Annotated in this window: 24 protein-coding genes and 2 pseudogenes; 17 read left to right on the top strand and 9 right to left on the bottom strand. The window is 61.8% G+C overall.

What is annotated here, in order from left to right; genetic code table 11:
• Positions 1–63 precede the first annotated feature (63 nt).
• From IEW19_RS19920 to IEW19_RS19930, 3 genes are read left to right on the top strand one after another with little or no spacing between them, the layout of a single operon-like run.
• Positions 64–741: a bifunctional 4-hydroxy-2-oxoglutarate aldolase/2-dehydro-3-deoxy-phosphogluconate aldolase gene (locus IEW19_RS19920; protein ID WP_188573317.1), complete on the top strand. Its 678-nt coding sequence runs from the start codon at positions 64–66 to the stop codon at positions 739–741.
• Entirely contained in the window at positions 738–1,691 is a 954-nt protein-coding gene (locus IEW19_RS19925; RefSeq protein ID WP_188573318.1) for a sugar kinase, read from the top strand. The genes IEW19_RS19920 and IEW19_RS19925 overlap by 4 nt, the downstream gene beginning before the upstream one ends.
• Positions 1,691–2,740: a DUF4862 family protein gene (locus IEW19_RS19930; protein ID WP_188573319.1), complete on the top strand. Its 1,050-nt coding sequence runs from the start codon at positions 1,691–1,693 to the stop codon at positions 2,738–2,740. Before IEW19_RS19925 ends, IEW19_RS19930 begins: the two co-directional genes overlap by 1 nt.
• 557 nt (positions 2,741–3,297) lie before the next feature.
• Here the strand turns inward: IEW19_RS19930 and IEW19_RS19935 are convergent.
• Positions 3,298–3,666 carry a type II toxin-antitoxin system death-on-curing family toxin gene (locus tag IEW19_RS19935; protein ID WP_188573320.1) on the bottom strand — a complete coding sequence of 123 codons (369 nt, stop codon included), beginning with the start codon at positions 3,664–3,666 and terminating at the stop codon, positions 3,298–3,300.
• The gene (locus tag IEW19_RS19940; protein WP_229748613.1) at positions 3,663–3,869 is read right to left on the bottom strand and encodes a ribbon-helix-helix protein, CopG family; all 207 of its coding nucleotides are present in this window, start codon (positions 3,867–3,869) and stop codon (positions 3,663–3,665) included. Before IEW19_RS19940 ends, IEW19_RS19935 begins: the two co-directional genes overlap by 4 nt.
• A 426-nt stretch (positions 3,870–4,295) precedes the next feature.
• Here IEW19_RS19940 and IEW19_RS19945 point away from each other — a divergent pair, with 426 nt between their 5' ends.
• Positions 4,296–5,375, top strand: a complete 1,080-nt coding sequence (locus IEW19_RS19945; protein WP_188573321.1) for a hypothetical protein — start codon at positions 4,296–4,298, stop codon at positions 5,373–5,375.
• A 48-nt stretch (positions 5,376–5,423) separates the two neighbouring features.
• Here the strand turns inward: IEW19_RS19945 and IEW19_RS19950 are convergent, their stop codons facing one another.
• A complete protein-coding gene (locus IEW19_RS19950) occupies positions 5,424–6,371 on the bottom strand; it encodes an NYN domain-containing protein (protein WP_188573322.1) in 948 nt (315 codons plus the stop codon).
• A 389-nt stretch (positions 6,372–6,760) separates the two neighbouring features.
• On the opposite strand from IEW19_RS19950, the gene IEW19_RS19955 reads away from it, so the two are divergent.
• Both IEW19_RS19955 and IEW19_RS19960 read left to right on the top strand, forming a co-directional pair.
• The gene (locus IEW19_RS19955) at positions 6,761–8,176 is read left to right on the top strand and encodes a DUF805 domain-containing protein (protein WP_229748614.1); all 1,416 of its coding nucleotides are present in this window, start codon (positions 6,761–6,763) and stop codon (positions 8,174–8,176) included.
• 492 nt (positions 8,177–8,668) lie between these two features.
• Entirely contained in the window at positions 8,669–9,157 is a 489-nt protein-coding gene (locus IEW19_RS19960) for a hypothetical protein (protein WP_188573323.1), read from the top strand.
• A 197-nt stretch (positions 9,158–9,354) separates the two neighbouring features.
• On the opposite strand, the gene IEW19_RS19965 is transcribed toward IEW19_RS19960, so the two are convergent.
• Positions 9,355–9,939: a hypothetical protein gene (locus IEW19_RS19965; protein ID WP_188573324.1), complete on the bottom strand. Its 585-nt coding sequence runs from the start codon at positions 9,937–9,939 to the stop codon at positions 9,355–9,357.
• A gap of 164 nt (positions 9,940–10,103) precedes the next feature.
• Here IEW19_RS19965 and IEW19_RS19970 point away from each other — a divergent pair.
• Positions 10,104–10,689 (top strand): annotated as a pseudogene (locus tag IEW19_RS19970) (recombinase family protein).
• A gap of 171 nt (positions 10,690–10,860) precedes the next feature.
• Positions 10,861–11,229: a DUF7793 family protein gene (locus IEW19_RS19975; RefSeq protein WP_188573325.1), complete on the top strand. Its 369-nt coding sequence runs from the start codon at positions 10,861–10,863 to the stop codon at positions 11,227–11,229.
• Between the two features lie 78 nt (positions 11,230–11,307).
• On the opposite strand, the gene IEW19_RS19980 is transcribed toward IEW19_RS19975, so the two are convergent.
• The gene (locus tag IEW19_RS19980) at positions 11,308–11,682 is read right to left on the bottom strand and encodes a LysM peptidoglycan-binding domain-containing protein (RefSeq protein ID WP_188573326.1); all 375 of its coding nucleotides are present in this window, start codon (positions 11,680–11,682) and stop codon (positions 11,308–11,310) included.
• A gap of 330 nt (positions 11,683–12,012) precedes the next feature.
• Positions 12,013–12,312 (bottom strand): hypothetical protein, encoded by a 300-nt coding sequence (locus IEW19_RS19985; protein WP_188573327.1) that lies wholly within the window; start codon positions 12,310–12,312, stop codon positions 12,013–12,015.
• A gap of 406 nt (positions 12,313–12,718) precedes the next feature.
• On the opposite strand from IEW19_RS19985, the pseudogene IEW19_RS19990 reads away from it, so the two are divergent.
• Positions 12,719–13,111: pseudogene (locus IEW19_RS19990) on the top strand (integrase core domain-containing protein); the annotation flags it as partial.
• 167 nt (positions 13,112–13,278) lie between these two features.
• Here the strand turns inward: IEW19_RS19990 and IEW19_RS19995 are convergent.
• Positions 13,279–14,259, bottom strand: a complete 981-nt coding sequence (locus IEW19_RS19995) for an SGNH/GDSL hydrolase family protein (RefSeq protein WP_188573329.1) — start codon at positions 14,257–14,259, stop codon at positions 13,279–13,281.
• 369 nt (positions 14,260–14,628) lie between these two features.
• On the opposite strand from IEW19_RS19995, the gene IEW19_RS20000 reads away from it, so the two are divergent.
• The 4 genes from IEW19_RS20000 (at position 14,629) to IEW19_RS20015 (ending at position 19,109) form a co-directional block, all read left to right on the top strand.
• A complete protein-coding gene (locus IEW19_RS20000; protein ID WP_229748616.1) occupies positions 14,629–15,639 on the top strand; it encodes a glucose 1-dehydrogenase in 1,011 nt (336 codons plus the stop codon).
• A gap of 1 nt (position 15,640) precedes the next feature.
• Positions 15,641–17,464 carry a glycoside hydrolase family 15 protein gene (locus tag IEW19_RS20005; protein ID WP_188573331.1) on the top strand — a complete coding sequence of 608 codons (1,824 nt, stop codon included), beginning with the start codon at positions 15,641–15,643 and terminating at the stop codon, positions 17,462–17,464.
• Between the two features lie 420 nt (positions 17,465–17,884).
• Positions 17,885–18,301 (top strand): hypothetical protein, encoded by a 417-nt coding sequence (locus IEW19_RS20010; protein WP_188573332.1) that lies wholly within the window; start codon positions 17,885–17,887, stop codon positions 18,299–18,301.
• 10 nt (positions 18,302–18,311) lie between these two features.
• The gene (locus tag IEW19_RS20015; RefSeq protein ID WP_188573333.1) at positions 18,312–19,109 is read left to right on the top strand and encodes an MIP/aquaporin family protein; all 798 of its coding nucleotides are present in this window, start codon (positions 18,312–18,314) and stop codon (positions 19,107–19,109) included.
• A 68-nt stretch (positions 19,110–19,177) separates the two neighbouring features.
• Here IEW19_RS20015 and IEW19_RS20020 read toward each other — a convergent pair whose 3' ends face one another.
• Entirely contained in the window at positions 19,178–19,462 is a 285-nt protein-coding gene (locus tag IEW19_RS20020) for a hypothetical protein (RefSeq protein WP_188573334.1), read from the bottom strand.
• A gap of 155 nt (positions 19,463–19,617) precedes the next feature.
• On the opposite strand from IEW19_RS20020, the gene IEW19_RS20025 reads away from it, so the two are divergent.
• The 3 genes from IEW19_RS20025 (at position 19,618) to IEW19_RS24000 (ending at position 21,745) form a co-directional block, all read left to right on the top strand.
• Positions 19,618–20,034 (top strand): twin-arginine translocase TatA/TatE family subunit, encoded by a 417-nt coding sequence (locus tag IEW19_RS20025; protein ID WP_188573335.1) that lies wholly within the window; start codon positions 19,618–19,620, stop codon positions 20,032–20,034.
• A gap of 70 nt (positions 20,035–20,104) precedes the next feature.
• Positions 20,105–20,779, top strand: coding sequence for a DUF1345 domain-containing protein (locus IEW19_RS20030; protein WP_188573336.1), 675 nt, complete (start codon positions 20,105–20,107; stop codon positions 20,777–20,779).
• Between the two features lie 537 nt (positions 20,780–21,316).
• Positions 21,317–21,745 (top strand): hypothetical protein, encoded by a 429-nt coding sequence (locus tag IEW19_RS24000; RefSeq protein WP_188573337.1) that lies wholly within the window; start codon positions 21,317–21,319, stop codon positions 21,743–21,745.
• 162 nt (positions 21,746–21,907) lie between these two features.
• Here IEW19_RS24000 and IEW19_RS20040 read toward each other — a convergent pair whose 3' ends face one another.
• The gene (locus IEW19_RS20040) at positions 21,908–23,002 is read right to left on the bottom strand and encodes an AI-2E family transporter (protein WP_188573338.1); all 1,095 of its coding nucleotides are present in this window, start codon (positions 23,000–23,002) and stop codon (positions 21,908–21,910) included.
• Positions 23,003–23,504: 502 nt separating this feature from the next.
• Here IEW19_RS20040 and IEW19_RS24325 point away from each other — a divergent pair.
• On the top strand, positions 23,505–23,583 hold a 79-nt coding region (locus IEW19_RS24325; RefSeq protein ID WP_373283629.1), incomplete at its 3' end, for a twin-arginine translocation signal domain-containing protein.

The raw sequence follows: 23,583 nt of genomic DNA on the forward strand, positions 1-23,583 counted from the left end.
GGCGGCACGCGCCGCCGTCGTGCACGTCCAGCCCCAGCTCCCACCCAACGCAAAAGGAATCCCATGCTCCGCCTCGAAACCCCCGCCAGGGCGTCCCGGCCCGCACCATCCCAGGTCCTCCGCGACACCAAGACCGTAGCGGTCCTCCGGGCGAACCGGGCCTCGGACTACGCACCGGTCATCGAGGCGCTCCAGCGCGGTGGAGTGCTCAGCATCGAACTCACGCTCAGCACGCCGGGCGTCTGGGACGAACTACCCCTGCTACGCGAACGGTTCGGGGACGCACTCGAGATCGGCGTCGGAACTGTCACGGACGCCGCCGAAGCCAAGATCGCACTGGACCTCGGTGCGGCGTACATTGTCACTCCAGTCACTGATCCGGGAGTCATATCCGTCTGCGTTGACCGGGGTGTTCCCATCTACCCTGGCGGGCTGACTCCCACCGAGCTGCACGCAGGCTGGAAGCTGGGCGCCACCGCCGTCAAGGTCTTTCCCGCGTCCACGGTGGGTGCCGGCTACGTGTCCCAGCTGCGCGGCCCGTTCCCCGAAATCCAGGTGATTCCTTCCGGCGGCGTCAACATCGAGGACGTTCCGGCATGGATCCAATCCGGCGCAATGGCCGTCAGCCTCGGCGGCCCCCTGCTGGGGGATGCATTCAAGGGCGGCGACCTGCAGGAGCTTACGTCCCGCGCCCGGCGCGTGCGGGAACTGATCGACCAAACCATGGAGGCGACCAAGTGAACCACGCACCCTACGTACTCACGTTCGGTGAGACCATGGCGCTGATGAGCGCCACGCAAGCCGGTCCCCTGGCACATGCGTCAACCCTCCGTCTGGGCATCGGCGGCTCCGAGTCCAATATGGCGATCGGCCTGCAGCGGCTTGGTGTGCAGGCGGTGTGGTGCGGCAGGGTGGGAGCCGACTCCCTTGGCGAGCTGGTGACACGCGAAATCCGCGCCGAGGGTGTGGACGTCCGGAGCATCATTGACGAGGCGGCGCCGACCGGCCTGATGGTCAAGGAACGCAGAACCCCGGACCTGCAGCGCGTGAGCTACTACCGCTCCGGCAGCGCCGGGTCCCGGATCTCGCCCGATGACCTGGACCGGGACTTGATCCGGAACGCCGCCCTGCTCCACGTCACGGGAATCACCCCTGCGCTCTCCGCGGGGGCAGCCGCCGTTCTCTTCGAAGCAATTGCGACAGCGAAAGCAGCACAAGTTCCCGTTTCCTTCGATCTCAATTACCGGTCAAAGCTGTGGTCGCAGGACGACGCCGGAGCCGTGTACCGCGAAATCATCCCTTTGGTCGATATCGTGTTCGCCGGAATCGACGAAGCGGAGATCGCCGTCGGGACATCTCCTTCAGCCGAGGAACTGGCCCGCCGGCTTTCGCAGCTGGGACCACGGCAGGCGGTCATCAAACTGGGTGCCGAGGGAGCACTCGCCCTGATAGACGGCGATGTTTACCGGCAGAACGCCGTCCCCGTTGCTGTGGTGGATACCGTGGGAGCCGGAGACGCCTTCGTCGCCGGCTACCTGGCCGAGTTCGTGAACCAGGCACTCCCCGAAGCCCGGCTCAAAACGGCTGCCGCCACCGGCGCCTTCGCTTGCCTGGTACCCGGCGACTGGGAAGGTTTCCCGCGGCGGGAAGAACTGTCGTTGTTACTGGCCAGCGAACCGGTCCTGCGGTAGTGGGCGCCTCTACGACGGAACAGCAGGACGTTCCTGCCGGATACTTCATCGGAGCCTACGCCGCCGCACCCAGCCTGACCGGCTGGGATCCAGCCGCGGAAGCGGAGTTTCTCGGGTCTGTCCTGCAGCTCAACGGAGTTGCAGGGCTGGAATTGCCATTCACGGACAAGCTGCACAAGTACGACGAGGACTGGCTTTTCCGGCAACTGCCTGCCGATGCCAGCTTCATCCTGACCACCATCCCGGGAACCATGGATCAGCTCGCAGCCAACCCTGACTTTGGCTTGGCATCGACATCGTCGGACGGCCGTCAGGAGGCGCTCTCCTTCGTACGGACTGTTCTGCAGGCCGCTGAACGATTGAACACGGCCTTGGGCCGTGACGCCGTCCATGCAATCCAGCTGCATGCGGCGCCAGTGGCTGCGGCTGGTAAGGCGTCGGCGGCCGTCCTGTCTGAATCGTTGGAAGAGGTTGCCGAGTGGGAGTGGAACGGCATTCGGCTGGTGCTGGAACACTGCGACGCGCTCATGCCTGGTTGCACTCCAGCGAAGGGCTTCCTCCCACTGTCCGACGAAGCCGAAGCAGTCCGGCGCACCAACAATTCAAGCCGCCGCCCCATCGGCATGGCCATCAATTGGGGCCGGTCGGTCATCGAACAGCGCCGCCCGGAAGCGGGATTCGAACACCTTGAAGTCCTTCGCGCCAGCGGGCTCCTTGGCGGCTTCACCATTTCCGGATGCTCGGACGTAGACACCAGGTACGGCAAGGCCTGGGCCGATGTCCACATTCCTCCGGCCCCAAGATGCGGCACTAACGGGCACGACATTTCGTCCGATAATCGGATCCTTGAAGAGTCTTCCCTCTTGACCGTAAAGCGGTTGTCCGAGTGCATCCGCGCTGCCGGGCCCGGTGAGGAAACTGGTTTCAGGGCGATCAAGGTTGCAGCACCGCCCAACTGTTCCGTTGAGATGCGGGTTGCAGCCGTAGCGCAGACCCTGGACCTTGCCCAGTCATCGAGTCAGGCTCCGGCTAATCAGCCCCAGGGCTAAGTCTGGTAACCCCCCTAATAAAGCAGACGTAAGTGTGGACGCTGTCCACACCGCCTTTGGCTGGACAAAGCGATGAAAGCAAGGTCCTTTTAGGTCGCTGAGACCTTGCACCGGAGGCCGCGAATCAAACGCGCTGCGGTCATGTCGTCCCCGCTCCGCCGACCCATGAATAGGTGCAGGCCACCCAGAGCCTGCCCGACAGAATCGAAGCGAGGAAACCCAGTAACCCACCCATAGCAGGCGGAGGGCCCACCAGCCAGGGTCCTGGACCCGCAGCCACACACCTGAACAGGCCACCGCGGCGGCCAGGCCACAGCCCGCGACCAACCCGTCAGATGACGCGACCGCAAGCTTTGTCAACACGTCAAAGCAAAATCGCCTCTGACGAGGGAATTCGTTGTGCCCGAGGTGGGACTCGAACCACATTACAGACCTTGCAAACACAGGGAAACCGCGAAAACATACGGAATCCCGTCCAGTCCGAAGGCTGTTTGGCCCCAGTACGAGCCAAAAAGTGTGGACATTGTCCACACCCCCATTCGGGGGCGCCGGAGGGACTACCGGGGCACTAGATGCCTAGAAATTTCGGCAGCAGAGTCCAGCAAGTCGATACTGCCCGCGGCGACTCCGACGACGAGGTCGAACCCTTCATCCGCGGTGAAGCCATGCCTGTAACCGTTGATCCACAGCAGCAGCACCATCAGCGTCCACGCCGTCCGCTTGTTCCCATCAATAAGTGGGTGAAACCGGGCGACCGACTCCAACAACGCTGCCGCCTTCACCGCCAGCTCCGGATAAGCCTCCGCACCCATGACAGTCGTCGCCGGCCTGGCCAATGCCGAGGCCAACAACCCGACATCACGGATATGAAAGCCGTACCGATCAACTACCTGAAGTGCATCCTCAATGTCCAGGTAGGCAGTCACGCGTCCTCAAGGCGCTTCAGCAACTCAGCGTCATGACCCATAACAAAATCAAGACCCTCATTGATCTCACGTCGCCGCGCGTGACGCTGCAAAACCAACTCTGCCCCCTGCAACAGAAGCGCCGACTTCGACGTGTGCTCCTCGGCAGCCAACTTCTCCAGCCGCCGATCAAGGTCTTCAGGAACACGGAGATTCATAGCCATACGGTTATGGTACCAAACCGGTACCTGAACTTGACGGGACCGCACGCCTCGCTAATTGGACCAGACTCACCCGACCAGGGTCGCGGTTTTTGGAAAGCTCTGTTGTTTTTCCAGACGTTACGTTGGTGGACCCAATAAGTGTGTTTACTTCCGGCCTCGCTCTAACACCCTCCAACCGACGCCCGCTCACCTGTCTCATAACTAAGGACGAATACCAGATTTTGGCTACGAAGTTACGAGACATAGTTACGAGGATCGACCTTGCCATCGCGCGTCCAACAATCTGCAGGAAATCTGGGACTGTGCAGGTCAGACGACTGTAGCCCGTTGAGACGTCTCGTTTCCCAAGGGTTATGAGACGGTAGCAAGAACGAGGGCTGCCCGATCGATCCGACGAATCTTGTCGGACGGGTGGACAATCTAGGTGTGACGACGACAGGGGATCTTCACGGCCGGTTTCTCGGCCTGCGCAACCAAGGCATAGGGGCGGACTTATGCTTCCTTTGCGGAGTTCACATTCCGGAGGGATCCGATCAGCGAACCGTTGAACACGTCTTTCCGAAGTGGTTGCTGAGGGAGCTCGACCTCTGGGACGGAACGGTGAACCAGTTGGATGGGCGCCGCCTTGCCTACCGACGACTTACGGTCCCCTGCTGCAAGACCTGCAACGGGTCGGATCTCAGCCCGATCGAGAAACGGGTACGTGCGGCCTTCGACGAAGGATACGATGCTTTTACGCGACTTGACCGCCGGGACCTCTTCATATGGATGGGGAAAATTTACTATGGGCTCGTCTATCGGGAGAGTTTCCAGCCTAGATCCGTAGAGGCACAAAAAGGTGAACGCCTTGTACCCGAGGAGCATCTCCGTAGTCTCTCATTCCACCATTTCCTCCTTCAGTCTGCAGCGGGTCTCGTCACATGGGAGCCGAAGATTCCGGGGCCGGCCAGCTTCCACTTTTTTGAGTGTCTCGATCATGAAGATCCACTTCGTAGGTTTGACTACATGGATGACTTATTTCTTCCAATGCTCGGACTCCGGCTTGGAACTGTCGGCGTGGTTTGTGTTCTTCAGGATTGGGGCCGATCGGAGGGCGTGCGCCAGCCACATCTCGTCGCGGCCCGAGAGATGAAGCTGCATCCAACTCAGTTCAGAGAGGTCTACGGACGTATCAATTACATGACCAAGGCATGCTGGACCGACAGAACTCACCCCATCGTCGAAGGTAAGGATGTAATAACTGTGTTGGCCGGCCCCTGGGCAGAATTCAGCGGGAGCTTTGTTGTAGACGAATTCGCCCAAGTAATGGCTTCTCTATGGGAGGTACCATTTGAGGCCATCTATAGGGACGGATACAGCTACTCAACGCTCTACGACACGGACATCAAGAGGTCCAATCCCGTATATAGCCACGACGTTATTTTTACCGCTCCGCACGGCGACACCGGTCTGTGGCCTGCACATCAGATGGACGTCCGAGAGCGCTACGGAGAACAAGAAGAATGACACAGCGTGGGGGTTTGTGTGCAGAAATGACGGACATAACATGATGCCTCAAGCCGCCGCGCGATCGTCGCCGGTCTCAGGAGCCAGCTTGAGTGCGGCCCTCCACACGGCACGAACGGTCAACATCGCTTCAGAACTTGTAAGGAGTTCTTCGTCCGGATCGGTGATCTCCAAGAGCGACGGAAGCTCCCAGAGAGCCCGTCGTCCCGCACCAGCAGCCCGGTTCGGGCCCACCAAGGAGTCGATGAGCTTGGTGCAAATTGTCCATGCCGTCTCCGCCCCGTGGATTTTGCCCAACGCAGCCAGCGCTACCTCCAGGCCTGCAATCTCCTCCGGAATGGCGTCCCTGACCTTCCAGTAGAGCAGTGGAAGAGGATTCGGCAGAAAGAGGCGCGGCACTGGAACTGGGGCTGTTCCGGCGCTGGAGCAGGCTCGGTACTCGTCGATTCCGAGCCGATGGGCGTAGATCTGCTGTTCCCAAGCGCGTTTCTGGGCACCGTTGGCGCTTCCCTGCAGGTTGTCCCAGATGACCGTTTCCACCCGAACACCATTGCTCTTGGCGTGAGAGACGGCGGGACCCAGGTCACTGTCCTCTGATGCGATGACTAAAACGTCGATTGTGCCAGACGCGGATATCGTGGCGGCCGCCAAAGCAAGGGCTACATCGACTCCCTTCTCCCTCACGGTGCCGCGGCTATAGACGAGATCGATGTAGCGGGTTTCGATCAGAGGGTCCTTCCTCCACGCTTCATCTTGGGTGCAGAATCGGGTATGCCCGGGCTGACCTTGAGCTGGCCGGCCTCGAAAGACGATAACCTTCACGAGTTCGCACGTGAGCCCCTTGTTGTTGCGCCTCGCGACGACCGTATCAGCCATCCCACGGGGACAGAGGTCCTGCGGGGTAGATCCTCCGAAGAGGGACCTGGCGCGCCGGTTCATATTCTCGTAGTCGACGAGAACGGTTACCTGCTGGATTGGCTTAACGGATTCGGGCATCTCAATGACCTCTATTCTGGTAAAAGTTTTTAGTCTTACAAATGAAGGAACCGCCACCCTTTGTGGGCGACGGTTCCTGTGTCCGGCTTATTCCCCGGGCTAAAGACGGGCTCGGATTAGGCCTGATGATAAACGCTTCTACGATTCACCTCCCCTAATGTTCTTGGATAAAATTATCGTTAGAAACGCCAATCGCCCAGCCATTAATGGCCGAGCGATCTTTTCCTAGAATGCACTCCGTTGCCGACATCTGTCAATAGCATTTGTTCTGGAGGCGCTCCATGACTTAGCCGCTCTATTTGCGGTCACCGCCCTCGCGGCCAGAGCCCGGACCATGTAGCCTCAGAATATTTCGCGACCTATCAGGTGGCGTGTAGCTGGGGGAACGTATGGGACTCATGGACGGGGCCGTCAATGGCATGGTGGCCAGGCTTTGTCAGGCGGCATTCACTCCGGATGAAGCCTTCTGTATTGCCCAGGCGGCATACGTAGCCCCGAACAACCGGGACACTCGGGTCCCTCCCTCCATTCTCAGTCGCCAAGAAGTCACCGGTGAGGTCGACCTAACGCTGAAGCGGCTAGGGCCCTATCCGATGGGCCCCGAGGCTCACCGGCAGAGAATCCTTCTTTGGGAGAAAATCTTCGGCTTCGGCACATGGCATGAACCCATCGACCCAGCTTCGATCTACATGTCGAGGGACCCCAGGCCTCCCCTGCCTCCAAGCACGCCACTGGTCAATCCGCCGTCGACATCCGTCACAGGAGATGCCGCACCCCACGTCCAAGGCACCGCCCCAACATCCATACAGACCGCAGCAAGAACTGGCGAGCTACCCCGCCCCCTCTACGGCTCCACGTTCACGGAGGCCTACTCGCGGTTCTGGAGAAAATACGCTGTAACCGACGGTCGAGCGAGCCGCAGTGAATACTGGTGGGCCGCTCTCGCAAACCTCCTGATTGGGACCTTCCTGGGCCTGGCAGGAACTTCCTCGGGACGCGAAGGCCCTAATTTCTTCGGCATCCTCTACTTCGTTTTTCTCATTGCAATAATCCTGCCGAGCATTGCAATCACCGTTCGTAGGCTGCATGACGCCGGCCTCAGCGGTTGGTACTACATACTCACAACCATTCCAGTCATCGGCGCCGTGATGCTTGCCCAACCATCTGATCCGACCGGTGCACGATTCGATAGCCCGTCCACCGACAAAGGAGCCCCACTGCCCCCTCCGCGGGACAAGTCAGACCAGGTGCTGACCCAGAGCGAGCATGTGGATGGAAGTGCCATCTCACCACCAGCCGTCGCTGAGGGCCTGCCCAATGAAGTGGTGGCCCCCGCATCCCAGAGTTCCACGCGGCTTGAGGCCATGATCGGTGTTATTGCTGTGGTTACACTTCTGGCCGTAGGTGGAGTTGTTTGGCTCGGGAACGTAACAGCCAAACCCAAAACAAGCACTGCCTCCCAATCCGCCGCCAACGATGGCCAGGCGGCCGCAATCAGGGCAAGACTCCAAGGAACACCGGACTGGCATCAATACAAGGACGATGTCTTCCTAAAGTGGGATCCGAACCCTCAATGTATAGGCACGCTCAGTTGCAACGGTATAGACGTAGAGACAGCGTCGACCGTTGCCTGCTCGTACGGATCAGTCTGGCTTGATCTTCTGCGGAACGGGACCGTCGTCGACACCCGCTTAGGAACTTTCCAGTCCTTGTCGGCCGGCGTCCCGAAGCTAGTCCAGGTTTACTGGAACCCAAATGTCGTTGGTGACCGCGTCCAAGTCAATAGAGTCAGCTGCGGAACTTAATGTACTAAAACATACTCAAGCAATTGAACGATTCGATTCATGATTGTAGAGACAGGTCTCGGAACGGAGGGGAGCTGTGTCACTTTCTCGCAGGTAGGCGCTCGGCCGGATAACCCAGGATGACCGCCGATGCCCTCGCTTTACGTGCGGAGGCTCGATTCCTTAGGAGAGTAGGACCGGATGCGAGACTGACAGAAGGGCGCACACTATTGACCGCCCCGACGGCAGCGTGCGACGCGGCTCCTCGGTGAATTCCACGAAGATCGCAACTTGGGGTCTTGGCAGTAATAGCGTGACATTGCGCGCTAAGCCTGGTGTGTCCGGTCATTGCGCATCGCATCGTGGGGTCTTGGTAGTAACGGAGCAGGGACACATGCTATGGCCTTGGGATGATGCTGCCGGCGGATCGGAATGGTTCCCAGTTGCGGTGCGCCGCCCCCGGTGGGATGGCTGAGCATCTGCTGTCTTTGGCTGGCTTGCTAGATTGGGGTGGTGGAACGTGGACTGGCTTCTCGAATCCCTCGTCCGTACGGCGGGTCCCTCATCGGCAAGGGGGCGGTCGCGTACCGCCGCGCCGGTGAAGGCCTCGATCCGCGCCGAACTGTCTCGGTCCCGCTGATCGGGTCCTACCCCCTCCTTGCTGCCTGGGCCGGGCTCAATGGCCTCAGACTCGATGGTCGCGACACGCTGCACGCCATCGAAGCCGCGATCGGCGAAGGGGGAATCGATGTCGACGGGCCGATCATGCTCGAAGTCGGCTATTTCTTAGGCGACACCCTCTGCCAAGAATACGAAGGGTGGGAGTGGAACATCGACGCATCCGGCCTTCCTGTTCTCGTATTCGATCGTGAGCATCCCGCCAACGCACTCGTCTGGAATGTCTTCTCCTTCCTCCGGAAGAAGACCGGCCCAGGGCCTCTGACACTCGCAGAAGCCCTGGACCGCATGGGAGCAGATTCAGTCGAACGCCGGCACCGCTAGCTAACGCCACCTACGTCCCTCATCTTCTTACCCGCAGTTGTACCTCGTGAATTCCCCGACTCCGGGATCGGCCGCCGATGCGGTGTACTCAGTCCCCATCGAATCCCACAGATAGCCGTCGGTCTCGGCCATGAACCCGCTCACGTTGCCCGTCGGGCACTGGTACTCGGCTTCGCCCTGAAGCTCTTGCCCCCCGCCTATCGCGGGATCTGGCTGAGCAACCCAAGTCTCGCCACCTGTGATGTGTCGCTCCGGTAGGTGAAGCCGAGAGTGACGTACAGCGTGCACGTGTTTCCGAAGCCATTCTGAGCCGCCGGGACGACAAGCGCGGCCGGCCGGATCGCAGCGCTCGTTGCCATTCCTGCTGCGGAAGTCCCACGCGCCAACGCGGTGCTGGCTGTCGGGGCGTGTGGCGCAACGGTACCGGTCTTCTTCTGGAAAGGCACCGATTTCGTTGCCAGGATCTTCCCGCCACCGTGAGAAGCCATGAACTTGTTCACCGCATCAAGGTGCTTCTGCAAGCCGATGTCATTTCCAGCCGTAGAAACCGACATAATCGACCCTGGGCTTGATGCCACGGCCCGTACAGTCCGCGCCTGCGTTGCACCTTGGGCCTCGACACCACCGCTCGAACATCCGGCCAAACCCAGCCCGAGCACCACAAGGGCAGCCAATGCGCTGAACACCCGCTTCTGCATCAATCCCCAATCAGTAGTGCTGTCGTCGTCAACAGCAACGCAACTCTCAATGCTGCCCGAGATTCTGTCAATCGATTTGACCAAACTGGCAGAAAGTGTAAGCAGCTATTCATCTCGTTAACCTTTGGGTAACGAGACGTCTCACTGCTTATGTGCCTCCCCCTAAGATCCTCATTACTGTGAAATCTCGCGACTTTCTGTGCGTCCGGCGATTCTCATGACTATGTCTCGAAACCATGGAGGCACGCGTGCCGAATCTTATTGGATATGCGCGGGTTTCGACACGGCACCGGTCCACGGACCGGCAGCGGGCCGATCTGCTGGCCGCCGGCGTTCGACGCGATGACCTCTACGTCGACCAGGGTGTCTCCGGAGCGCGTGCGCCGCGACCCCAGTTCGATCAAGCGCCCGACGCGCTGATTGAAGGGGACACCCTCGTCATCACGACTTTCGACCGGCTCGGGCGATCGACTCAGAACATGCTTGCCTTCGTCGACGAACTCCGCAGCAGGGGCGCGCGCGTCCTGAACCTGGGCGGAGGCGACGCCGACACAGCAACACCGATGGGCTCCGGGCTGTTCCCAATCATGGCCGCCCTCGCGCAGATGGAACACGAGATCAACCGCGAAGCGTCACTGATTCGATAATCAAAGAGAAGCTGGCAAGGACCTTGGCGGCCGACCCCGCCGGGTCAGTGACAGTCAGATCAGAAGCGCCTGCTGCCTAGTCCTAGGTGGCGAGCCCGCAGCGCAGGGTGCCCGGGATCTCGGTATGTCCCGCGCGACGTCCTACAGGCGGGCACGCGCGCTTGCCGACGAGCAGGGCTACATTTAGCGCCACAAATAGACCGCCAATCACCGCCAAAAGTCACAATAGCCTTGTACGCAAGACCCGTACGACCAAACGCACGATGACGGGGGAATTTCCGCCTCCCATGGGGACAGTTTTTGTCCAATCGGTTTAGATTAGGACCGAAATCGATCGAGGCTTTGGGAGTTACGAGTCATGGGAACTGTTGAATCGGGAAAAGCTGAAGTGTTCTTGGACGAGCACGGAGTACTTCAGCTGAAGTGGGCGCGCGGTGCCGTCATCCACACAAATGATGCTGAGGCGGCGATGCGCAGGGTCAACGAGCTCTGTGGGCAAACTGAGCACCCACTCTTGGTGGACATGGCCACAACCTCCACCGTCAGCCGCGGAGCCCGCGCCGTTTTCGCCCGCCCCTGCCGGGCATCACAAGTCGCGCTGCTAGGCAATTCGCCTGTCGACAAAGTCACGGCCACCTCCGTTTTGTCGATGAACAAGACAAGCCGCCCTAAACGCTTTTTCAGCTCAAGGGCAGAAGCCATGACATGGTTGATGACAAGGAACTAACCCGGCTGGGAACGGCTTGCGTAACCACACTCCTTTATGCGGCGCCTCTTACTCTGGCTACAGATCTGTCGGAGCTTCCTAGGAGGGGTTTTGCAGCTTGAGTTTCATGCCGGGTTCAAAGGATGCGGTGGCTTCTGGGGACAGTGACCACATTCCGGGGAGTTTGTTATCCGTTACCAATTGCCGAACTGGTATTCCAAAGCGTGCTGCTACTGCCCCTGGGTTGTCTCCTTCGACAACGGTATAAACATCCGGGCGTCCCGATGCGTCCTTTTGGTAACCGCCGGCCGCTCCCGGGCGCAGGTAATCGACCCCTCGCAGGTCCAGAACAGTTCCCGCCGCGGGCTCTGCGTCCACCGGCTTCGCCTGGAACGCTTTGAGGCTCGCTTCTTTGAGCTCAAATGCTTTCGCGATGGATGCCCATGTGTCGTCTGTGACAGTCGTGTACGTCACTGGCAGTTTGTAAGAGCTCAGCCCCACCGTGCCAGCCACATCAGGGGTGGGTGCACTGGAACGGGATGCAACAGCCGCCGCTGCCACTGCTACGGGAGACGCACTGGAGGTAGTGGGGGACGGCGCGGGCTCCGAATAGGAACATGATGTCAGCAGCATTGCCGACGCCGCGAGAAACCCGGCGGTCCCTGTTTTCCAAGCTCCCAGTCTGTCCCCATGCATGTAAGCCCCCAAATCATCCCCGAAGGTGCGCTGCTGCAGATCCGAACGTCTATACGTGGCCTGCTCACTCAGACCAAACCAGCCTTTCATCTGCAGTCCCCTCGGGCCTCAATTGCGGGGAGGCAGCGTCGTGTATCCGCGGGCCAGCTCATCCTTCTGGGCGCGTGCCTGACGCACGCTCAACACGACACCAAGAATGCCGAGCAGGACAAACGGGCCAAGCGGATCCCAAACCCGAGCGCCCGCAGCGGCACCAGCGATCACTGCCCCGTCCACCACAACCATCCACACGGTGGCGGCGATCATGCCGATGCCAACCCGTCGCCGGCGGGCTCGGAGCGCACCGGCGGACGGCTGAACAGGGAGCGCGGCCCACCGTTCCTTGGGCACGAACTCAATCTCGTTCACCCGGACCTCCCCGACAGGCTCGACCAACGCGGCCTACCGGGCCGCCGACGCAAGCCTAACGTGCCGGCCAGCTGGATCACCGCGAGGCTTCGTTCCGAAAGGCCAGGAATAAAGATTACGGACGCGCTCGGATTCCTATTCACCCTCAATCAAGCCACCCGGTCCAGCACATTAGTGGTCCGCTGACCGCCGTGAGCTTGTTTAGTTGAAGGCCCAGCAGTCAAGACGGCGCCACTAGAATGACCCAATCTCGGACAACAAACCAGTCCCCCAAGCTTCAGTCAGTTCTGTTCGGCGCGGAGAATGCCGTTCAGTCCGTTCCGGGCTCGCTCCGACAAATCGAACAGTGAATGAACCGCCGTTCTCGATGAACAGTCACACCGTAGGTCTTACCGTTCACAGTTCAGCAATCGCTGAGGTCCTGCCTGACGAGAAAGGCCCCACCTGCGCCGGGTTCCTCACCAGGGCGTCGGCGGCCATGGCAGCGAACGGAGCCCCGGTGCTCCGAGTGATGACCGACAACGCCTTCGCCTACCGGCTCTCCCGTGACTTCCAGGACACATTGGACCCACTCGGCGCCAAACACATCCTGATCAGACCCCGCCACCCTTGGCAGAACGGCAAAGCACGCTTCAACCGAACCCTCCAGGAAGGCTGGGCATACCGACAACCCTTCACCTCGAACCAGGCACGCACCGACGCCCTGCAGCCATGGCTAGACTTCTACAACAACCACCGGCCACACGGCAGCCTCGGGGGCAAGCCACCCATCAGCAGGTGCAACCAACCTACTGGCTGAGTACATCTAGGCGCCTTTACGGAATCACCATTATCGGCGTTCGAAAATTGATCAGGGGCAAAGGTGTGAGGCCACCGCTGAGGTTCGCTTGCGCGGCCGCGCGTTGGCACCTGATTGTGCAACACATCTTGGTGCCGCTGCGCGACCTTATCTACTCAAGGCAGCAGTCAGACAGGTCGGTCCCTTGGCTCGCCGAGTGTGGCCTTGATTTTCCCTTTCAGGAATTGCTGACCCTCGCTGCTCGGGTGTTCGCCGTCCGGACCCAATAGTGCGGAGTCGGGCCCGGGTATCCAATGTTCCGCCACCGGATCAACAAATTCAACGCCGACGTCGAGGGCCGCCATCCGCTCCTGATCACGAATTATATCGATATCTGATGCAGCCGAGTCAAAGGCCGGCAGCGGGCCGATAACGACGCGCTTGGCGTGGGGAGCCAACGTCTTGGTCGTCTGGAGCGCGTCCATGACGGCCGCGTGCAGCTCCGCGGGGTCCTGGCCTGCGTCATTGTCTGAGCCAAAGAATACAACCACGTCGGTCGAGGCGTTGATGGAGCCCTTGATTTGTGTCTGGAAGGTGGCTTCTTCGTCACCGACGGCAATGTAGCCCGCCCCGTTCATGGCGGCATTAATGACCTCCACCGGCACCTGCACGGAATGCAGATCATCACTCAGCAGCCGCGGCCATGCTTCCTCCGGGCTGGTCCCATACCCCGTGCTGAGAGAATCGCCGATGATCACGATGCGTTCGGTTGCGACCGGTTTGGGGACCGGCATCGCCACCTGAACGGATCTGTTGTCCTGCTGACTCTCCGGGCCGATGGTCTGATCAGCTACAGGGGCGCAACCGGCAGCGGCGACGGTAAATGCACAAAGGGCAGCCGCCGGAATGAGCGGGCGGCGGAAGCCGGAGGTCATCCACGCTCCCGGGGAACGTCCTAAACCAAGTCGCTGTGCCATGCAATCCAGAATAAACGGCCTGTTGAAACAGCCGGCGAACAACAACAGGCTTCGGGCAGCAAAGATGAAATCAAAGGCATGCTGTACGCGCTCTTTATGACCGCCGTGGCCGAACTGGTGACCTACGCCCTGATCCTCGCCATCAGCTTCCTGCGACTGCGGTTCGCCGAGCTGAGGGAGCACCCGCGCCATTCCGAACAAACAGTTATATACACAGGTTTCACCAGACTGGAAAGGGCGGAATAGTCATACGGAGGTGTCGCTGGACTGCACCCCAACCCGACGCCAAGGCCGTCGGCAGGGGGAGATCTGCGGTCAGTGTCGGCGGAGCACCCCCGGGTGACCCCGGCGTAACAACGAATGACAAAGGCAGGGGAAGGCCAGACTTCCCAGGCAGCCTCTCTGCGCCGACAGGCGGCTCCTGATCGGGCGTCCCTGTTAGGTTGGCTATGCGGGTTACCCGTGAGTTGTCCCCGGTTGGCTGGGTCGCCCCATGCGGCCTTCTATTGCGTGGAGGAAACTTTGAGAGCTTTGACCGTTGTTCCTGAAAAGAAGGATTCGTTGAGACTGCGGGATATTGCCGAGCCGGACGCGGCGGAAGGCCAGCTCCTGGTCGAGACACTCGAGGTAGGGCTTTGCGGTACCGACATCGAAATCATTTCCGGAGAGTATGGGGAAGCGCCGGAGGGATCGCCTTTCCTTGTCCTGGGGCACGAGAATCTTGGCCGGGTTCTTGAAGCTCCGGAGAATTCCGGGTTCAGCATGGGTGACCTCGTGGTATGCATCGTGCGGCGGCCGGACCCGGTACCGTGCCCTGCGTGCGCTGCCGGCCAGTGGGATATGTGCCGCAACGGCCGCTACACCGAACATGGCATCAAGGGTTTGCATGGGTTCGCCCGGGAGCGTTACCGTGCCGATCCGGACGCGCTGGTCCGGTTGGGTCCGTCGCTGGCCAAGGTCGGTGTCCTGCTGGAACCGACGACGATTGTGGCCAAGGCCTGGCAGCACATCGATGCGATCGGCTCCCGCGCTTTCTTCCAGCCCCGGACGGCGGTCGTCACCGGGGCGGGCCCGGTTGGCCTGCTCGCGGCGCTCCTGGGGGTTCAGCGCGGCCTGGATGTCCACGTCTTCGACCGGGTCACGTCCGGTCCGAAGCCGCGCTTGGTAGAGGACCTCGGTGCGACCTATCACTCGGAGAGCCTCGCCGATTCGGGCGTTAAGGCCGATATCCTGGTCGAATGCACCGGGGTTGCCTCCGTCGTGATGGAAACGGTCACCTGCCGGGCTGTGGATTCGGTAACGTGCCTGACCGGGGTGTCCTCGACCGGCAAAAGCGAGCAGGTGGACGTCGGTGCCATGAACCGGGCCCTGGTGCTTGGCAACGAGGCAGTGTTTGGCAGCGTCAACGCCAACCGCAGCCACTACGAGGCCGCGGCTACCGCTCTGGAGAGGGCGGACAGCGGGTGGCTGGAGCGCGTGATCACCCGGCGTATACCGCTTGCCGACTTCCAGGATGCGTTCCGCCGACAGGACACCGACGTGAAGGTCGTCCTGGAAGTGAAGGGCTCCTGACATGACCCGCATCGAGGACTACGCCATTGTCGGTGACCTGCACACAGCTGCCTTGATCGGAACTGACGGCTCCATCGACTGGCTGTGCCTGCCTCACTTCGACTCACCGGCCTGCTTCGCTGCACTGCTGGACACCCCGGATGCGGGTCGTTGGCTGCTTGCACCTGCCGCCGGAGGCAGGTGCACCCGGCGGCAGTACCGCCCGGACACGCTCGTGCTTGAAACCGAGTGGGAAACGGCGACGGGCCGGGTCAGGGTCATCGATTTTATGCCTCCACGGGATAAGGCCGCCGACATCATCAGGATTGTCGAGGGCGTTAGCGGCACCGTGGACATGCAGGGTGAGTTGGCGTTGCGCTTCGACTACGGGCACATTGTTCCTTGGGTGCGGCGCACCAAAGGGGGCATTCATGCTGTTGCCGGCCCGGACTCTGTCACCCTGTCCTCCCCGGTTCCGATGCAGGGCCAGCACCTGCGCACGGTCAGCGAGTTCACGATCAAAGAGGGTGAGCGCGTTCCATTCATACTGACGTGGTCGCCCAGCCACCTTCGCGTTCCAGGGACGGCGGACGCCGAGGAGGCCCTGTCCGCTACCGTGGCTTACTGGGAGCAGTGGTCTTCCCGCAGCCTCGCCACCGGGCCCTACCGCGACGCTGTTCAGCGCTCACTGATCACCCTGAAGGCCCTGACCTTCGCCCCGACCGGCGGGATCGTCGCCGCAGCGACGACCTCCCTTCCGGAACAACCCGGCGGCCCACGCAACTGGGACTACCGCTATTGCTGGCTGCGGGACGCGACGCTTACCCTCCAATCCCTCATCACTGCCGGGTACACAGACGAAGCAAAAGCGTGGCGGCAATGGCTGCTGCGCGCCGTCGCGGGAGACCCCGCGGACCTGCAGATCATGTACTCACTCGACGGCCGGCGCAGGCTTCCCGAGGCAGAAATACCGTGGCTTGCCGGGTACGATAAATCCACGCCCGTGCGGACCGGCAACGCGGCCGCCGGCCAACTGCAGTTGGACGTGTGGGGTGAAGTCCTGGATGGGCTCTCCCTCACCCGCAACGCCCTTGGGCTTCAGCACGACGCCGACAATTCCTGGGACATCCAGATCGCGCTGATGGACCACCTCGAGGGCGCCTGGCAGCAGCCCGACAACGGACTCTGGGAGATGCGCGGGCCGCGCCGGCATTTCACCCAATCAAAAGTGATGGCCTGGGTCGCGGTGGACCGGATGATCAAAGGTGTCCGTCAGTTCCACCTTCCGGGACCGGCGGACCGGTGGGAGGAACTGCGCGAAACCATCCACCGGGACGTCATGGAGCACGGCTTCAACAAGGACATGAACTCCTTCGTCCAGTCCTATGGCGGCACAGGGCTGGACGCAAGCCTGCTGCTGATACCCCGGGTCGGCTTCCTGCCGCCGGATGACCCGCGCGTGCTCGGCACCATCGACGCGATCCAGCGCGAACTGACGGAGGACGGTTTCGTATTGCGGTACAGGACCGAACACAGCGACGACGGCCTGCCCGGGTCCGAAGGCGTCTTCCTGGCATGCTCCTTCTGGCTCGTCGACGCCCTGCTCGGCGCAGGTCGCCATGCTGAGGCCAGCAAACTCTTCGAAAGGCTTCTCACGCTGAGAAACGACGTCGGCCTGCTCAGTGAAGAATGGGACGTCCAGGCTGGCCGGCAACTGGGCAACACCCCGCAGGCCTTCAGCCACTTCGCCCTCGTAACCAGCGCATTCCAACTCCAGCACGGCATGGCCCATCGAAGTGATGAAAGTATCCCAGCCGAAGGGCCTTCAGGGGCGAGGAGCTCATGACCTGGACCGAGCAGACCTCTTAGCCCGGCTTTGGACCCGAGAGCCAGGAGAGGCAGGAAAGCCGGAACAGCCTGCGGTCGCGGTGCCAGAGCCGGTGGTGGTTGCCTGATCCTCAGATCTCCGGTGATGGGGCCCGAGGGATTCGGTGCCAAGGACGGTCAGAAGCCATACGTGCGGAGCAGGTTTGTAGGTGCGCGTGTTCGATGACTTTCTCGTTGATCAGCTAGTGGAGGTCAGCTGGTTCCAGGTTCAGGGTAGTGATTTTCCCGCACGACTGCCCGCTAACGCAGCGGTCAGCTCCGGTCTTACTGCTGCGGTGGCCGGAGAAGGGCCACCTGATCTGGTTATTGGCCAGTTACCTGGGGGATAATTCGGACTACGGCGGGTACGGCACCCCTCACAGCAGATAAGGAAGCAATGATGGGCAAACAAACCAGTCCTTCCACGGTGGAGGGCAAGCGCGGCCCGACGGTGAGGTGGCTGGATGAGCCGGAGGAGCACGATTATCCTGCCGCTGCCTCTTTCCTGTCCTTGATCGCTGGTCCCAAGGCTGCCTCCAGGGCGGTGACCGCACTCCGGGAAGCGGTTACCTTGAAATTTAAGGCAAAGGATCTGTTGCGTGCCGCGGGGCTGCCGCTGCTGCCCGTAGATGACCCTGAGGTCTCCAAGGAGCTCAACCGGGTCAGGGAAGGCACGGCACTCTCACCGTGTCTAGTCATCCGCGGCAGCGCAAAGAACGGAACGACCGCACGGATCGCCGACGGGTACCACCGGATCTGCGCGTCCTATCACCTCAGCGAGGAGACGGTCGTTTCAGCGCGGATCACCGGATTCTAGGCCAGTGCCGATGTCCACCAACGCTCCGGACGCACCCGCGGCACGGACCCACCCAGGACTTTCCGTCCAGGACCACCGCCTGATCCGCGCCTTCAACAAGCCCGGCAACGCATCCCGCCGGGTGAGCGGGGAAGTTCTGGGTACATACCTTCTGGTAGCGGCCGCAGCCGGAGCCGACATGGTCAACACCGCGACCCGCGGCGGGCTCGGCCATACCGCACTGGTGATGGCGCCCGGGTTGATGATTATCGCCGTGGTCCTGTTCCTCGGACCTGTCTCGGGCGCACACCTGAACCCTGTCGTGACCTTGGCTTTCGCGCTCCGCCGGGACTTTCCGTGGCGCAGAGTCCCCGGCTATGTCCTCGCGCAAGCCACGGGGGCCGCCCTGGCGTCGGCCACGCTCGTGTCTGTCTTCGGCCACCAGGGCAGAGATGGCATGACTGCGCCCGGGGCACCGTTCTCCGATCTACAGGCGTTCACCGTTGAAGTCCTGCTGACCGCCGGGCTCGTCAGCACGGTCCTGGGGGTTGCCTCCGGGGCCCAAAATGTGGGCGCGCTCTCAGCGTTCGGTGTGGCCGCTTACATCGTCACGGCCGGCCTATGGGGAGGCCCCGTCAGTGGCGCCTCCATGAACCCGGCCAGGACGTCCGGGCCCGACCTTCTTGCCGGCGATTTCAGCCAGTTCTGCATCTACACCGCAGCCCCCGTGACCGGCGGCCTCCTGGCCGTGGCCATCGCACGGATGCTCCGGGGCAAAGGAGGTAACTACGCGGCCGAAAAGGCAGCGCAAGGCTCCATGCCTGGCTAAGGCCCTCGGAGCTACCAAAACACCGGCACCAAGGTACCTCACGCCCGGGCGTGGGCGTCGGAAGGCGCTTAGGCGGTCACCGTGAATGATTCCACTGTCAGTTGTGTGATCCGGCCCGATCTGAGCCGGTACTCGACACGGACTTCGACCTCGATGCCTTCAGGGACTATCGACCCGAACTCGCCGGCGTCACTGCGTTCCCGGGCATAAGCCACGACCTGGTCACGTGTACTGAATTCCGGAGAGGCCCCGTAGGGGCCGGCGTTAATGACGTAGAACACCCGGTGCACAACAGCCCCGAAAAGTTCGTGGGACGGGTCATTCGCCTCGTCCAGGATTTGCTCCCCGCTCACAGCTGTTCTCGATTCGTCACCACCCACACTTTACTGCCCGCGACGGGACAACAGTCCTCAAGGGGGCCCAGGGCCCTCCGCCTGCCGCCAGGGCGCCTGCTGATTGTCTTGCCACCGGGAGGATCGAGATGCCGGGGCGGCCGTACCATGGTCTGGTGTTCGGTATTGACGCTGAAAAACTGTTCGTCCTCCTCATTATCGGCATCCTGGTCCTTGGCCCCGATAAGCTGCCCGAGTATGCTGCCAAACTCGCCAATCTGATACGGGAAGTGCGGCGGATGGCAGCCGGGGCCCAGGAACAGCTGCGCGATGAACTGGGCCCGGAGTTCGAGGACGTGGACTGGAAGAAATTCGACCCGCGCCAGTACGACCCCCGCAGGATTATCCGCGAGGCACTCACCGACACCCCTGCCTTCTCCGAACCCGGTATCGCCAGAGAAGAAAAGCCCGTTTCGGCTGCCGGTTCACAAGCCAGGGCAGAACGCCTGACCGCTGGCCAGGAACCTCCCTTGATTCTGAAGCGACCTAAGAATCCCGTACTCACGCTCTGCGGCCCTCCCACGGCAAACTAAGAATGCACCCACTGAAGGTTCCTGGCGTCGATCCACACGGCGTTGCTGGCGCCCTGCCATGATGGCTGTCATGAAAGCAGTTACCTCCTCCCGGTGCCAGGGACATGATTTCAACTCAACTTCACATCACTCCCAGCTGAGGCTGGCCGTTATGCTCGGCGTCGGGCTGCTCACCGCGGTACTCGTCGGAGTGCTGAAGAGCTGGGCGTACGCGCCCGCGATCGGGTGGGCCGCCGCTTCAGCTACCTACCTGATCTGGGTGTGGGTTGTGATTGGGCATCTCGACTCCGCCGGCACGGCCGCGCACGCCCGCCGGGAGGACCCCGGACGCGGATACTCTGACGCGCTCGTGCTGGCAGCAACCATTGCAAGCTTCGCCGGCGTGGGCTTGATCCTGCTCGACGCGTCCAACGCACAAGGAGGGACGAAGGCAGCCATCGTGGCTTTGGCTTTGGGCAGCGTAGCAATGTCCTGGTTCCTGGTGCACACCCTGTTCACCCTCCGGTACGCCTCCATCTACTACCGGGACAAAACGGGTGTGGACTTCAACGAGCCCACTCCCCCGCGGTACCTGGACTTCGCGTACCTGTCCTTCACCGTCGGCATGACATTCCAAGTCTCCGACACAGACCTGAAAACCCACGCGATCCGCGGCACCGTCCTGCGCCAGGCCCTGCTCTCCTACCTCCTGGGCGCCATCGTGCTGGCCACAACCATCAACCTCGTCTCCGGCCTCATCCACTGACCGCCGCCGGGACGGTTGCAGCTCCGGTACGCTAGCACGGGGTTTCACATGCATGGCCGGCGGAAGCGGCACCTGCGTGGATCAACATCGCAACTTGATCTAAACGAGTGCCCGGATACAGCGCCGCCGCCGGGTAGACCACGCTGTCGGCGGAACGTCGGCCTGGGCTGTCCCGGTTCCAGACCGGACTGGAGGTACCGGGCTGGCCTGGAACATTCTGGGTGCGCCAGGCCCGATCGACCGGGTCTGTAAGCGCCCTGTCGCTTAAGGCGCATTTGGGGAGGGCCCGGGTTCTGCCTGCGGGGCAGCTGGGCACCTTCCGATGCCGGCGGCGGCCGTGCAACTATTCTGGAGTCAGGGGATTCCGGTATCGAGTATCTGGCTGAAGGGCTGTACATGTTGTCCATCCAGAATTTGAAGCAGCGGATAGCTTCCGCTGTCAATGACCTTAAGGCCGCGGATGCGCGAAAACGTGAGCAGCAGGCGAGAGCGCAGTTGCCTTCTGCTCTCTCGAGAGCCCAGGCCCAGGTCGAAGGAGTGAAGAGCTACGTTTTCTCACTGCCTGTTGCCGTGGGCCCTGCACCACACCAGCTGATCAGCGAGGCCGAGGCGGAGTTGCGTTTCGCGGTGTCACTGCAAACCGCCGATCCGCTCGCTGCACTGGCTCGTGCCCGCCACGCGACGGATCTGGCGAACGAGTCGGGACGTGCGGCCCAGACCGACGTCCAGGCAGGCGTGCGCGGCTACGGTGGTGGCGGCTTCGGCCGGCCGGCGGGTGGAGGCAGCAGTTTCGCCAGTGGCCTCGGCGCCGGGATTCTGGGAGGAGTGGCCGGCAACATGATTTTCGGAGGTGGGGAACGCGAGGAGCGCGAGTACGGTGAGGACAGCCAGTTGTGGGCCTCGGGCGGAGATGGTTTTGGAGGGGACTCCGGCGGTTTCGGCGGCAGCGGCGACGGCAGTTTCTAACACCGGAATTGCATGCCGCTGGCATGTTGGATTTCACTGATAAAGACAACCTCAATCCGGCGCCTTCGAGCATGGTTGATCGCCCGGGATTTTTTGTGTGGTGCACCTGTTCCAGCGGTGCGATGGGCTCTTGGCGTCCGGCCGCTCTGTTCCTTCCAGGTCTTAGGCCTCCGTTGTGCCCGGTGCCGTGGCCATGGGTTCGGGGCCTCGTCCGGTCACTGTTTTCATGACGGTCCAGCCGACGGCGGTGATGGGGACTGCCAGAAGGGCCCCGACGACGCCGGCGAGGAACGTGCCGGCGGCCAGGGCCAGCAGGATGGCCAATCCGTGGATGGAGAGGACTCTGCCCATGAGCACAGGTTGCAGGAGGTGGTGTTCGAGTTGGTTCACACCGACGATCACGGCGAGGACGATGAGCGCGGACACGGGCCCGTTGGAAAGCAGTGCGACGGCGACGGCGAGGGTGCCGGCGGCCGTTGATCCGACAATCGGGATGAACCCGCCAATAAAGACAAACACGCCCAAGGGAAGAGCGAACGGGACGCCCATGACGGTCAAAGCGACGCCGACGATCAGGCCGTTGGAGGCTGCCACGAGGGCCGTGCCTCGGACATAACCGCCCAGGACGGCGCTTGACCGGTCAGCGGCCAGATGGGCCGTGGCTCGCTTGTCGGGAGGCAGGAACCCGATGAGGAAGTTGCGGAGTTTCTCGCCGTCTTTGAGGAAGAAGAACAGGATCACAGCCATCAGGACCAGCCCGGCGAGTATTTCCCCGGCAGTGCGGGCTCCGGTGAGCACCTGTGTGCCGAACGAACTGGAGGTGAAGAAGTGCTGGACGGCGTCCCTGGTCGTGTTGATTTGGTTGTCGCTGACCGGTACAGGTCCGGTCTTCAGGAGTTCATGCAGCCTGTCGATGCCGACGGTGGCTTTAGCGGCCAGGTCCTTTGACTGTGCCCGGACCAGGAAGACAACGCCTGTGATGACTCCGCCGAACACGGCGAGGATTCCGATGAACGATGTCAGGACGGCGAGTCCGCGTGGCCAGCTGTGTCCGACGAGCCACCGCACCATCGGCGAGATGGCCGAGGCGAGGATCAGGGCGATCGTTACCGGGATGAGGACCAGAGGCACGCGGGTCAGGGTCCAGATAACCGTCCAGGCCAAGGCAACCACAGCAAGGATTTGGATGGAGCGGATGCTGGCGCGGCCGAGGCCGTCGGACCAGATGGCCGGCAAACCGGCGTCAGTTTCGGGCATGGAAGGTCAGTTTCTTTCGCTGGTCGATGAGGCGCTGGGGCAGCGGCGCCCACGGTTTTCGAGAATGTCTCCCCTATTGTCCCGGCAAGGACGCCGGCTTCCCTCCACCTAGCTTCCCTCCCCCGCGCTACCCTAAGTCTGATGCGCATGGGGCGGAAATTTCACGACTGCGGATGCTTGCTTACATCGGTTGACCGCTGACGATCCCACCTACGGCCCTGCCGCCGCTTTGGTCGTGCCATCGACCAGACATCACCATGCCAAGCCGGCCCATTCTGATACGGGAACGCTGTGAGGAGGGCTCCGGGGACACGCTGTCCATGTGGACGATGTAGTTCCCGTCGGTCGTGGCGCGACTGACGCCTTAAATGGTTCGACGTGGTGGGGGCGCGCGGGTTGCGCCGCCGCTGGGTGTTTACCGTGTTGTTACCTTTGGCTCACCTGGGGCTGGCAGAGTTCCCGGCGGGGGACATTAAAAAGTCAACGCATTAGGAGCGCCCTCATGGCAGGTCTCAATCGCCGTCGTTTTCTTCAACTTTCCGCCGCCGGTGCGGCCGGAACCGCTATTTCCCAGATGATGG

The sequence above is a fragment of the Arthrobacter liuii genome (assembly GCF_014639275.1).
GTDB classification, from domain to species: domain Bacteria; phylum Actinomycetota; class Actinomycetes; order Actinomycetales; family Micrococcaceae; genus Arthrobacter; species Arthrobacter liuii.

Excerpts from the sequence above, each read along its gene's own strand:
- IEW19_RS20005 (WP_188573331.1), top strand. The coding sequence starts at position 15,641 with ATGACCCGCATCGAGGACTACGCCATTGTCGGTGACCTGCACACAGCT.
- IEW19_RS20015 (WP_188573333.1), top strand. The coding sequence starts at position 18,312 with ATGTCCACCAACGCTCCGGACGCACCCGCGGCACGGACCCACCCAGGA.
- IEW19_RS19920 (WP_188573317.1), top strand. The coding sequence starts at position 64 with ATGCTCCGCCTCGAAACCCCCGCCAGGGCGTCCCGGCCCGCACCATCC.
- IEW19_RS19950 (WP_188573322.1), bottom strand. The coding sequence starts at position 6,371 with ATGCCCGAATCCGTTAAGCCAATCCAGCAGGTAACCGTTCTCGTCGAC.
- IEW19_RS20010 (WP_188573332.1), top strand. The coding sequence starts at position 17,885 with ATGGGCAAACAAACCAGTCCTTCCACGGTGGAGGGCAAGCGCGGCCCG.
- IEW19_RS19975 (WP_188573325.1), top strand. The coding sequence starts at position 10,861 with ATGGGAACTGTTGAATCGGGAAAAGCTGAAGTGTTCTTGGACGAGCAC.
- IEW19_RS19940 (WP_229748613.1), bottom strand. The coding sequence starts at position 3,869 with ATGGCTATGAATCTCCGTGTTCCTGAAGACCTTGATCGGCGGCTGGAG.
- IEW19_RS19955 (WP_229748614.1), top strand. The coding sequence starts at position 6,761 with ATGGGACTCATGGACGGGGCCGTCAATGGCATGGTGGCCAGGCTTTGT.
- IEW19_RS20030 (WP_188573336.1), top strand. The coding sequence starts at position 20,105 with ATGAAAGCAGTTACCTCCTCCCGGTGCCAGGGACATGATTTCAACTCA.
- IEW19_RS19995 (WP_188573329.1), bottom strand. The coding sequence starts at position 14,259 with ATGGCGCGGGTGCTCCCTCAGCTCGGCGAACCGCAGTCGCAGGAAGCT.
- IEW19_RS20040 (WP_188573338.1), bottom strand. The coding sequence starts at position 23,002 with ATGCCCGAAACTGACGCCGGTTTGCCGGCCATCTGGTCCGACGGCCTC.